At 62.3% G+C, this 11,032-nt stretch carries 10 protein-coding genes, 2 pseudogenes and 1 other annotated feature; of the genes and pseudogenes, 9 read left to right on the top strand and 3 right to left on the bottom strand.

Features of this window, described 5'->3' with window-relative positions; all coding sequences use genetic code 11:
- Positions 1-400 precede the first annotated feature (400 nt).
- Positions 401-973, bottom strand: a complete 573-nt coding sequence (locus ASE63_RS19810; protein ID WP_056805359.1) for a hypothetical protein — start codon at positions 971-973, stop codon at positions 401-403.
- A 133-nt stretch (positions 974-1,106) separates the two neighbouring features.
- Between ASE63_RS19810 and ASE63_RS19805 the strand changes: the two genes are divergently transcribed.
- On the top strand, positions 1,107-2,138 hold the full coding sequence (locus ASE63_RS19805; RefSeq protein WP_156410499.1) for a hypothetical protein: 1,032 nt from the start codon (positions 1,107-1,109) through the stop codon (positions 2,136-2,138).
- A gap of 168 nt (positions 2,139-2,306) precedes the next feature.
- Here ASE63_RS19805 and ASE63_RS28600 read toward each other — a convergent pair whose 3' ends face one another.
- Positions 2,307-2,750 (bottom strand): hypothetical protein, encoded by a 444-nt coding sequence (locus ASE63_RS28600; protein WP_280137454.1) that lies wholly within the window; start codon positions 2,748-2,750, stop codon positions 2,307-2,309.
- Positions 2,751-2,876: 126 nt separating this feature from the next.
- Here ASE63_RS28600 and ASE63_RS28595 point away from each other — a divergent pair.
- The 5 genes and pseudogenes from ASE63_RS28595 to ASE63_RS19780 all read left to right on the top strand — a co-directional run.
- Positions 2,877-3,125 (top strand): annotated as a pseudogene (locus ASE63_RS28595) (MarR family transcriptional regulator); the annotation flags it as partial.
- A gap of 205 nt (positions 3,126-3,330) precedes the next feature.
- Positions 3,331-4,392, top strand: coding sequence for a hypothetical protein (locus ASE63_RS19795; RefSeq protein WP_156410497.1), 1,062 nt, complete (start codon positions 3,331-3,333; stop codon positions 4,390-4,392).
- A 223-nt stretch (positions 4,393-4,615) separates the two neighbouring features.
- Positions 4,616-4,671, top strand: a sequence feature (sul1 is cis-regulatory element that is thought to sense ions involved in sulfur or methionine metabolism; They are found in Alphaproteobacteria).
- Between the two features lie 74 nt (positions 4,672-4,745).
- A complete protein-coding gene (locus ASE63_RS19790) occupies positions 4,746-6,224 on the top strand; it encodes a SulP family inorganic anion transporter (protein ID WP_056805362.1) in 1,479 nt (492 codons plus the stop codon).
- Between the two features lie 361 nt (positions 6,225-6,585).
- Positions 6,586-6,927: a hypothetical protein gene (locus ASE63_RS19785; protein ID WP_156410496.1), complete on the top strand. Its 342-nt coding sequence runs from the start codon at positions 6,586-6,588 to the stop codon at positions 6,925-6,927.
- 394 nt (positions 6,928-7,321) lie between these two features.
- Positions 7,322-7,576 carry a DUF1127 domain-containing protein gene (locus tag ASE63_RS19780; RefSeq protein WP_056805343.1) on the top strand — a complete coding sequence of 85 codons (255 nt, stop codon included), beginning with the start codon at positions 7,322-7,324 and terminating at the stop codon, positions 7,574-7,576.
- 184 nt (positions 7,577-7,760) lie between these two features.
- On the opposite strand, the gene ASE63_RS19775 is transcribed toward ASE63_RS19780, so the two are convergent.
- Positions 7,761-8,804 carry a helix-turn-helix transcriptional regulator gene (locus tag ASE63_RS19775; protein WP_056805340.1) on the bottom strand — a complete coding sequence of 348 codons (1,044 nt, stop codon included), beginning with the start codon at positions 8,802-8,804 and terminating at the stop codon, positions 7,761-7,763.
- A gap of 313 nt (positions 8,805-9,117) precedes the next feature.
- Between ASE63_RS19775 and ASE63_RS19770 the strand changes: the two genes are divergently transcribed.
- From ASE63_RS19770 to ASE63_RS19765, 3 genes and pseudogenes are all read left to right on the top strand, one after another.
- The gene (locus ASE63_RS19770) at positions 9,118-10,269 is read left to right on the top strand and encodes a helix-turn-helix transcriptional regulator (protein WP_056805337.1); all 1,152 of its coding nucleotides are present in this window, start codon (positions 9,118-9,120) and stop codon (positions 10,267-10,269) included.
- Between the two features lie 361 nt (positions 10,270-10,630).
- Positions 10,631-10,912 (top strand): molybdopterin cofactor-binding domain-containing protein, encoded by a 282-nt coding sequence (locus ASE63_RS28590; RefSeq protein WP_244491482.1) that lies wholly within the window; start codon positions 10,631-10,633, stop codon positions 10,910-10,912.
- Positions 10,851-11,032: pseudogene (locus ASE63_RS19765) on the top strand (dehydrogenase); the annotation flags it as partial. The gene ASE63_RS28590 and the pseudogene ASE63_RS19765, both read left to right, overlap by 62 nt.

Raw genomic sequence — 11,032 nt, 5'->3', positions numbered from 1 at the left:
GCGATATCCAATCCAATCGTGGCTGCCTGGTCCATGATCTCCTCCATTTCTGCGAGAGCCTATGCTCACGCGGGGCTGGAGAGCCGTCCACAGCATCACAAGCGGACGTTGGCTGCTATCCCGCAAGCGGACATTCAAAGCGCGATCACGGCGGAGCCCACCAATCGACCTCGGGCATATGTGTAGCAACGCTGTAATGGAAGCCACGCGTTCTCCGTCTGAAGACAGGGGACGGAAACGGTTAACACGGGAATGCGCGCAGGGCCGGGAAGCATCGCCCTGCCCGACTGGCGGGTCGGACCCTTCCGGCGCGTGACGGTTCCTGAGAGCTTGTCACGGCACAAAAAAGGGGGGCGCTGATCGCGCCTCCCTCCTGACTGTGGCCGATCACTGCTACGGCTTACCGCCGGCCGAAGATCGTGCGGAGCGGATCGCGGACGAGCGAGGTGATGAAGCCGTTATCGTTCTTCAGACCGAGCGCCGCCAGGATCTGCTCCCGCAGATGCGGGATGATGGCGCCGTCGCCGCCGAAGGGCTTGCCCGCGAGCAGGATCTGGCCGACGTCCACATGGAGCATGTGCTTCGGGAGCACCTTGCTCAGGCCGCCCGTGAGGATGTCGACATAGGCGTCCGTGACATCCTGCAGGGGCTTCAGGTCCTTCGTGCAGGACGCCACCGCCTCGTCGATCTGGCGGCCCGCCGCCGCCTTGTCGACCAGCAGGCGGGTCCGCACATCCGGCAGCGTCTTGAAGGTGCCGTCGTCAGCCTTGAGGCCGATCTTGCCCGGGTCGCCGCCGTGCTTCTTGATCTCGGCGATGCCCTGGTCGATGGGACCGAGCATCTCGATGACCTTGGCCTCGACCTGCGCCCGGCTCGGGCCGGCCTGCTCCTCGCAGTAGCTGGCAGCCGCCGGCGAGGCCTGGACCGCGATGACCGCAGCAGCAGCCGCGGCGATGAGCTTGAGATGGGTCATGGTTCTCTCCCCCGGACACCACCGCCCTGATCCACCAGGACGGTGGGGGCTTACGGCAGTGGTGCCGGTTGAGAAAACGCTACGAAATCAGCGATATATCGGTCTATGATTTGGTCAATCCAGTGTTTCCGGCATGCTTTCCGGAAAGGTCGCGCCCCGGATTACCGAAAACATTCATATTTCGTTCAGGCGCAATTCTTCAGCTTCCTTCGCGTTCGCCCGCAACCTCTCAAAAAGGCTTGCCAATATGACCGGAAGCGTCGCTCCCGAGTTGAATGTCCTCAAGAACAACATTTACGGCAGCGTCTCGAAGCTCGCCTTGGCCGTTGGCGTCGGAGAGCGCGTGATCCGCTACCTGATCGGCTGGCCCAATCGGCGCATTGCCTCGCCGATGGCACGCCGGCAGATCGTCGATCTCTTCGCGACCCACTATCCGTTCCCCCTGCCGGAAGGGCTGGCCGACCTCCGGCTGATGCTCAATGCGGCCAAGCAGCATCCCGGCAGCCATGAGCTCCTCGCCTGCATCAACACGATCCGGTACGTCGTAAGCTTTCCGCAGGTCGGCGCGTTCGCTCAGGTCGGGGCTCTGTACATGTTCTACATGGCTTGCCATGCGCAGGCGATGCTGAGCCGGAAGCAGGCGATGTTCGGTAGTGAAAAGCGCCACCGCAGCATTCTCGACGACGGCATCAAAGCGCTTGAGGCGGGCCGCCAACTGGTTGCGACGACGCTGCAGGAAAGCCCGGATCACCCGTATGCGAAGAAGCTCCGGGAACTCGATGCCTACCTTCTGCTCAATCAGGTCATCGCGCGCGGCCTGTACATCGCGGACAAGAGCGAGATCGATTGCGCCGGTGTCGTCGAGGATCTCAGGAAGAACAACGCGATTGAGCTTTTCGACAAGGCCATGAAGGATGCGCCGTGGGAATGGCGCCTAGCCTATAACGGCCTCGACATCGCCAACCGTCTCAACGCCAGCGATGACGTCCTGATGCAATTCTATGGGCCGCTGCTTGCCTTCGACCGCGGCTTTTCTGATCCCGGTTACACTCCCGGCGAGGTTCTCTCGATCGATAAGAACCCCGACTGGAAACATCTGCAGAACCGTCTCAAGAGCAAGAGATTCAAGGCCAAGGTTTCCGCCCATCTCGAATCCATCAAGTAGGAGATACCCATGACCAAGACCCGGATCGCCCTGACCTTCGTCACCACCCAGATCGTCGCCGTCGCCATGACCTACGGGACGGCGTTCGCCGCCATGATCGGCACCAGCGTCTGATCCCCACTGAGTGCAATAGGGCCGCCTGGGCGTTCACCCGCCGGGCGGCCCGATCTATTTGCGGCGGCCGCTCTCAGCCGCGCCGGAAACGTCCAGGACATCGTCCAGTTCGGCATCATCCCTAATCGCCTTGAACGACGCATGGCGCAGCTTGCTGTCATCGGTCCATTCCCGGACTTCAACCTCGACCGCAACCGCCGGGTCCACCCACCGGGTACCTGACTTCTCGACCGGTATTGCGGGCTCGGGCGAGGCCATCTCATCAAGCAGCCGCCGCAGATCGGCCGCCGACCTCGCCGAAAAGCCGGTCCCGACGCTGCCAACATAGATGAGCCCGTTTACCTCACGCGCCGCCAGCAGCATCCGGGCCAGCCCCCCAAATCGCTCGCTGCGCCGGCTGAGACGACGAACGTCTCGGACTGCACGCACTTGATCTTCAGCCACTCGCCATCGCGGCCGGAGGCGTAAGGCCGGCGCGATGATGCCTTCCAGCTTCATCTCGCAGGCGATGCGGAAAAAGCTCTCGCCATCAGCATCCACATCCTCGCTCATGCGAATGGCCGAGCTTGGTCCAAGGACGCTCGCCAGCAAGGCGGACCACTCAAGCGCAGGCTGCTCGCTCCTGCGGACATCCGGAGCCGCGAAGGCTACATGGCGAGCGTAGTCGAGGAAGGCCAAGGCTGCTTCCTGCTCATCGAAAACCACTGCCCCATCTGTGCCGCGGCCACCACCTGCCAGGGCCTATGCCGTTCGGAACTCGCAATCTTCCGCACCGTGTTGGGAGCCGACGTTGCCGTCGAGCGGATCGAGCATATCCCGGCAGGTGCACGGCGTTGCGCGTACAGGATTTGCTCCGCTGCCTCGCAGGGCTAAGTCGATGCGGTTCTCCCGTAGCGCTCTGCGCGCCACTTCCCGACATTTGTGTACTGGCAGGAAGCGGACATTCCGCACGGCGAAAATCTAGTGCTCCCTTAGGTATTCACTTATAGTTGGCTAAATATGCGATCATTCGGGTGAGCCCGCTTAGCGATCCAGGTCGGATAGTTTTTGAGGGCGCGTGTGCAGATGGATAGCTAGCGTGTCGTCTCGATTGTACCCCTTCGAAGAGATTTCGGTCAGCGCGGGCTTTCCATCACTCCGATATTGCCGCGACGGGCATCACGGTCAGCCGTTGATCGTATTCGTTACTGGCGGAGGAGTTTCGGCCCGCATCAGCTATGGTCATCCTGAAGGGTGCGAGCGGGATTTTCTCGCCTATTGGGCTCGGAGTGCCGGCTACCCGTTCCTGGCCTTGACGTATCCCCTTGGCAATCCGGTGTTCTCGACGGTTCACCCGGATTTCTCTGTGCAGCACTGGGGCGCGCAGGCCGCCGAGAGCATTTCGGCCATCGTGAACGCGAAGCAGTTGCGCCGTGAGGTCGTCATATTGGCCTGGAGCATGGCGGGACGCATCGCCGCCTCGCTCGCAACCTCCTTGAAACGACAAGGATGTGATATCGAACTTTTCGTCGCGATGGTTGCGTCGCCTCCCACCGCCTTCCTGCCTTCCCTCGAAGGTCTCCACGCGGCTGGCGACGGGTTGGCGGATGTGTCCGGCTCGTTCACCGACTGGATCGTTCGTAGCCTAGCCGAACAGGGCAAGCGTGCCGGACGGGAGCTTATTCCAGAACCTGTCTTCCGGCGGGACTTAATCGGGAACGTTCCGGTCAACCTCGTTGCGAGCAGCTTGCGCTGGAAAGACGGTGCATTTGTCTCCGACCTTGGCGCCGATCTCTCCGATACTCAAGCGCTCGAATTCACCGCCTACCCTCCGGCTGCGGTGATGACCCATAACGACGCTGGGGATTTTCGCCATGCATTGACGGACACAGCTGCATGGGCCTTCGCGATCAGCCAAGGCTTAGGTGCGCGGCATCTGTTCGCTCATCAGGATCGAATATCCACCCTGCCCGCGGGCATCTGGCGTTGCATGCTCGGGCGAGTGCGGTCGGCGCCGGACGAGTTGAACGCCGTCATGCCCGGCAACCACCTTTTCTTTGTCGGTGAGGAGGGGGCTCGGACCACCATCGAAGCTCTGGAGAAGCTGCGCCGCTTGGCGAGTGAAATACGCAGGGATCTGTCAGAACCACTGACCGATTGAAGCCAAGGGCTATTTCCATCGAACCAGGCGGATCAATTCTCCACTGCGCCGCAATCAGACTCTGGCGCGCTGCCCGGGAGCGGACCTTCGAAGTGCGGCTGCCCCACGACTGAAACCGGTCCGATGCCGACGCGTCATGGGTCAGTTCTCAGGCAGTCCAGCCGATATCGGCGGATTGCCCGTTGTCCCTCGCGATCAGGTGGGTATAACGGCCCCCATAAACCTCGGACCCGGTGTAATTCCGGGTGGCTCTTCCGGCCGCCGATCCGCCGGACAACGCAACAGGCTGTCTAACATCAATTGTTCAGCTCGCCCCGACGGGTGGGCCGATGGCGATGCCTTGCGAGATCACCATGCTCATAACCACCCTTCGGCGCGAATGGCTAACAAATCCGCCGCGCGAACTTCTTGCCGGCGCCGTCGCCACTTTCGCTCTTATTCCCGAGGTCATCGCCTTTTCCTTTGCCGCCGGCGTCGACCCGCAGGTCGGGCTCTACGGCTCCTTCGTTATCGGCATCGTGATCGCGTTCGCTGGCGGGCGCCCGGCGATGGTTTCGGCGGCCGCCGGGTCGGTCGCGCTGGTGGCGGCACCGCTCGTTGCCTCTCACGGCCTGTCCTATCTTTTCGCCGCCGGCCTGCTAGCCGGCGCGCTCCAGATCGTCTTCGGGCTGCTTCGGCTTGGCGTGCTGATGCGCTTCGTCTCGCAATCGGTCCGCACCGGCTTCGTCAACGCGCTGGCGATCCTGATCTTCGCGGCGCAGATGCCGCATCTCCTCGGCGAGGGCTGGCAGACTTATGTGCTCTTCGCCGTCGCGCTGTCGCTGATCTACGGCGTGCCGCGCCTGAACACCACCATCCCGTCGCCGCTGATCGCCATCGTTCTGCTCACGGCCGCCGCGAGCCTGCTTCAGCTACCGGTGAAAACGGTGGCCGATCTCGGCCGCCTTCCTGAGGCGCTGCCAATCTTCGCCTGGCCGACCGTGCCGGTCAGTTGGGAGACGTTGCGGATCATCGTCGGCCCCGCTGTTGCCATCGCGATGGTCGGCCTGCTTGAATCGTTGATGACCGCCACGGTGGTAGACGACCTGACAAAGACGCCGAGTGCGAGGGACCGCGAATGCACGGGTCTGGGCTTCGCCAACATGGCGTCGAGTCTGTTCGGCGGCATCGCCGGCTGCGGCATGATCGGTCAGACCGTCAGTAACGTGAAATATGGCGGGCGCGGCCGGCTCTCGACCCTGTTCTCCTGCGTCTTCCTACTGGTGCTTATGGTCGCGCTGAAGCCTTGGGTCTCGCAGGTGCCGGTCGTCGTGCTGGTTGCGATTATGGTGATGGTCTCGATCGACACCTTCAACTGGTCCTCGCTCAGGGCCGTCGTCGCGCATCCGCGACTGTCGAGCACAGTGATGCTGTCAACGGTGGCGGTCACCGTGGTGAGCCACAATCTCGCGCTCGGCGTTCTCGTCGGCGTGCTGCTCAGCGGCGTCTTCTTCACCGCGAAGGTCTCGCAGCTCATGGATGTCGCCCCCGAGGGCGATGCCGCGGGTGGCCCCCTGACCTATCGCGTCACGGGCCAGGTCTTCTTCGCCTCGGCTGATGCCTTCAGCGAGTCTTTTGACCTCGATGCGGCAGCCGAAGCCGGCGTGCGCATCGACGTCTCGCAGGCGCATTTCTGGGACGTCACGGCGGTCGCCGCGCTCGACAAGGTCGTCGGCCGCTACCGGGCCAACGGTATTCCCGTGGAGGTCGTGGGGATGAACCAGGCCACCGCGACGATCGTTGAGCGGCTCGCCGTTCACGACAAGTCACGACCAGATTTTTCAAAACCCTGATACCGCGAGGTCAGGACGCGGACGTTTTGCGTCGGTGGCCAGCGCCCGTTTCTGGGGTCATATCTTGAGACGGCTCGCGCGAGGTGCGAGCACAGAGCGCCAGAAGCGGACTCTCGCACCTTGCCCGATTGCAGACATTCAAGGACGGGGGAACGGCTCAGCGAACATCATGTGTCCATGGCCATCGAGCCGAGGCCTTGATGACCGGGCCTCGCGAACAGGCACCCGCATCATTGGTTCCGATGATGCGGGTGCCAGCCGACCGCCTAAACATCGCGCATCTGCCCGAACGCGGATTGGAGGCGTGGCTTCCTCTTCAATCCTGAACGGCTCACGCACACCTACGACGAGGAGAGAAGCGATGAAACGAGGCACCGTTGGCTGGAGCATTCGAGAAGGTGAGCTGAAAGCGCTTCTCTGCGGCTTTTTCCTCACAGGCGCCTACCTCGCATCAACGATGGCTGCAAAGACGCAAGTGCAGACAGGGCACTTTGACCGCGAGTGCGCCCTGAATGAAATCAAGGTCATCACCCTGATCGAGGATCATGGGGCCGCCGAGGACCTGCCCGCGGATCGGCTGCACAACGCGGCGCTGATGCAACTGCGCGCGCGCTCGGTTTGCTATGAGGGTCGCATAGAGCAGGCGCTCGCGCTCTACGACGGCATTCTCGATCTCGGGCCAATCGCATCGGCTAAGCGCTAGAAGCCATGCCAACGAGGATGTTCGATAGCCAAAATGCCAAAGGCGATTTACTTCGTCGGAGCGTGCGCACTCGCCGCCGCAGTTTTCGTAATTGCACAACAAGCGGCGCCCTTACAACAGTCGACCTTTGAAGCTGATCTGCCGCGGGCCGCGACCTTGACCGGCGAGCTTGCGTCCAGGCCCCGGCGTCTGTGCAGGCTGTGCTCGCCTATCTTTGCGGCTCTGCCCAGATGCTCGTCGCTGCCGCTGGAATTCAGCTTGGTGTAAGCCACCGGCACGCTGCGAAGTCTCTGCCAAGAAATTGGCGCCCGTATCATTGCTTCCGATGACGCAGTGGCACCAGTAGATCACCTAGCATCGCTTCTCGTGGCCAAAAATCTTCGGGAGATCATCGATGTCGGAAACGCTCTCCAACGCGCCACCAGTGAACGGGCTCGCTTCCGAACTGGTCGAGCCAATGGCTAACAAAGCGGCTTTCTATGTCAGCCTGGCCCACCGACATGTCCGGCGGGCGCGAACCAAGAAGATCCTGCGCGCGCTGAGCGACGAGCAACTCAGGGACGCCGGCATAGACAGGTCTCTGATCCATTCAGGCCCGGAATTCGAGGTCGATGCTCGCCTAATGAGCGCTCTGATGTCGCTGAGGTGAAATACCACCTGTCAAACGGCGTTCAATTGCGTGCGGTAATACCTGTAACATGCTGCGCCATCAGCAGACGCTCAATACTTCACCAAAAGCGGGCGCCGTCAGAGGTTTTTTAAACGGCGCTGAAGAGAGGCACGCCGCATTGGCGCCAAGCACGCTTGCGCCCCAAACATGGCCTTTCCAGCACTCAACGGTAGGAGCGCGATGAGCGTCGCGCGGTTTCCGATGGTATCTCGCCGAAACGGCGACGATAGGCGGTGGCGAAGCGCGCCGAATTGGTGAAGCCGTAGCGGCGCGCGACCGTGGTCACCGAGGCGCCGGGTGCGCCCCGAGTCAGATCGTCACGCGCTAGCTCAAGCCGGATGGAGTGCAACACGCCAAGGGGCGTATTGCCGCGGAAATGTTTGAACACATGGCCCAACGTTCGCACACTGCATCCGGCTGCGGCGGCGACGTGCGACATGCGGATCGGCTCCGCGCCATTTGCACGCATGAAGTCCTCCGCGCGCCAAATATAGGCCGGGACCACACCGGAAGCTCCCGTATCCAACTGATCGACATAGTTGTGTGGCGCGCCGCGGAGCACCAACGAGACAAGCAGATCGGTCAAAGACGCCAATGCGACGGGGTTGCTGGCTACTCCGTCCGGTCGCTGAAACTCTTGCATGACGAAATCTAGCTGGTGCTTCAGACTGGCCGCAAGCCCTCTGCTCCAATCGAGATTGGGCCCGAATTCGAGTGGCTGTCGGAGGCGCTCATCGAGCATGTGCTCCAGCGCATCCTCGACATCGGCTACCTTGAAGAAGACATTCGTGCGCGCGTTGTCAATGCTGATCAGGAGCCGGCTGCCAGGGCCGGGTCTCCAGGCGAGGCCGCGACCGTCGACGGCTGTCGTCGAATTCCCGTTCTGGATCAATGTCATGTGGCCGACGAGCATCGTCGTGAAGCAAAAAAGATCGCCTTCGTCGCCGTCGATGGAGAGATCCGTTGCGAAGCTGCTATCGGCGTAACTTGCCAGGATCGAGCCCGCTGCACGGGTCGCGAGCGTAAAAATCGGCTGATCAAACGTTGCGCGCCAAAGCGCGCGGTCCTGGAGTTGGTAAGTGTAGACGCGGTTCGACTTGGCGACGCGTTCGGTCACGCGCAGCCGGCCGTCCAAATCTCCCGGATGCCTCGCCCGGACAACATCGAACATCGTGAGCAGCGCAGGCTCGATCACGGGCATGGCCATCGATATGTCCCCATCAACCGTGTGAGCCGCTCGCGCTCGCAGCATAGACAGATTTCGCAGTGTTTGGACAGATTCGGCGACTCGATAGGTGGCGGCCTTCAGAAGTGAAATCCGTCACGTCCATAACGTGGCAAGCTGAACCGATTGTCGGGTTGACTCGCGGCAACGGCCAAATCGGCTGCACTCATCAGGTGGCCGCAGTGGCCGCGGCCTACGTCGGACTGACCTCGTCTCGGAACGGCGGAGGCGGATCATGAGCCTGGGTTGTGAAGGTGGTCAAAGCCAACGTGCGTGGGCAGGAAGCTCCGGGCCGATGATCGGTCTGGAGGGTGTATCCGCACAGGCATTATCCGAAACCATCGGCGCGATCTATGACTGCGCGCTCGATCCGCAGCTATGGCCCGATACCTGCCTGAAGATTGCCGATCTCTGCGAGAGCACAGGGGGCGGCATTTGCGTGCACGATCTGCGGCACGCCCGAAACGATCAGCTGTTTGTGTTCGGATATCAGCAGCAATTCCTGGAGAAGCTGGGAAGCCAGTATGCGCAGAGCCCGATGGCGGCGGCGGACGTCGTCGCCAACGTCGGCGACGTCAACATCCTCTCCACCGACCGCCCGGCCTTGCTCGAAAGCCGCTTCTACCAGGATGTGCTCGCGCCGTTCGGGCTGACGGACATGATCTGGTTTCCGGCATTGCGGACGGGGGGCCGCATGGCCTCGATGCATGCCTCCCGGAAAGACCAGGCGCCGCATTACCACCAGTTCGAGATCGGCCTGTTCAAGCTGCTTTCGCCGCATGTCTGTCGTGCGCTGACGATTTCGGATGCGCTCGAAATCCGGGCGTTGCGGTCCGAGATGCTGGAAAAGACGCTCGATGTCCTCGCCGCAGGCGTTTTTCTCACGGCCCGCGATGGCCGGGTCGTCTATATGAATGAGGCGGCCGCGCGCCAGGTCAAAGCCGGCACCTCGATTCGTATCCTAAACAATCGCCTGGATCCGGTTGATTCCGCCGCAAGGGCTGCCTTGTCGACGGCGATCGATCAGGCGACGAGCCGTGACGATGATACGGAGACAAGCCAGCGTTCGCTCGCCATCCCCGATAGAAGCGGCGCCGGCTATATCGCAACCCTGCTGCCGGTACAGCGTGGTCAGCGGCGCGCCATCGTGGCCCCGTTCGCGGCTTCCGTCGCCATTTTCATGCAGGATCCGCTCGAAGCACCTATGATGCCGGGCGAGGCCTTCGCCAGGCTTCACAAGCTAACCGGAGCTGAATTGCGGGTCCTGCTGGCGCTGGCACAAGGGCTGGGCGCCAAGGAGGCGGCTGACATGCTCGGCATCGGCGAGCCCACCGCGCGCAGCCACTTGCAGCACATGTTCTCGAAAACCAATACCGCGCGCCAGGCCGATCTGCTGCGCCTGTTGCAGAACTCGACGCCGGCGGTTCGCGCTCCGCACGCAGTATGATGGCGCGTTTGTACCGGGCTTCGCCCAGCGATTGAGCCAGCGAACCTCATCGGTTCCGATGATGCGCAGCGACACCGGGTGCTTCAGCACTTCACGGAGCTCCGCTTAACGGGTCAGCGCATGACCCGGGCCGCAAAGGCGCATGGAATTTCGAACGTCGCTGTTTGGGCCGCGGGGAGTCTATTTTGTTCTGTATCCCGAACTCTCGCCGTAGTGCTCCTCGCGGCAATCTTCGCTGCGTGACTGCCTTGGAACGACGCAGCGGCCTGCTCCGCACCACCGCGCTCGTCGGTATCATCTCGCTCGTCCCGATCGCCGGACCGGCAATGGCGGGGCCTTGCAGCAGCCCGCCAGTGCAAGCGTGACCTATCGGGCGGACGGCACCGCGAGCGTCGCCAGCGCCACCAGCGATATCGGCCCGGGCACTTACACGGTGATGACGATGATCGCGGCCGAGTTCCTCGGGATCGACCTCGAGAAGGTCTCGTTCGAGCTCGGCGACACGCGCCATCTTCAAGCAGAACCGCTATATCTCGCCGGAGACTTGGTACCTGCCGGACGGCACGCCGTTCCAGCCGCAAGTGCATTACTTCGTCGGGGGCGCAACAAAACTATTCGGGGCGGCGCTCTACCGGCTCCGTGAGCAGGATTTTGCCGAGACGCTGCATTATGACGGCGTCTCGCCGGCTTGGCCGGTCGGCTATGACGAGTTCGAGCCGTATTATACGCAGGCCGAGCGGCTCTATCAGGTCCATGGCGAGCG

Source organism: Allobosea sp. Root381, from assembly GCF_001429395.1.
Taxonomy (GTDB): domain Bacteria; phylum Pseudomonadota; class Alphaproteobacteria; order Rhizobiales; family Beijerinckiaceae; genus Allobosea.
This window is presented reverse-complemented; position numbering and strand designations above follow the sequence as displayed.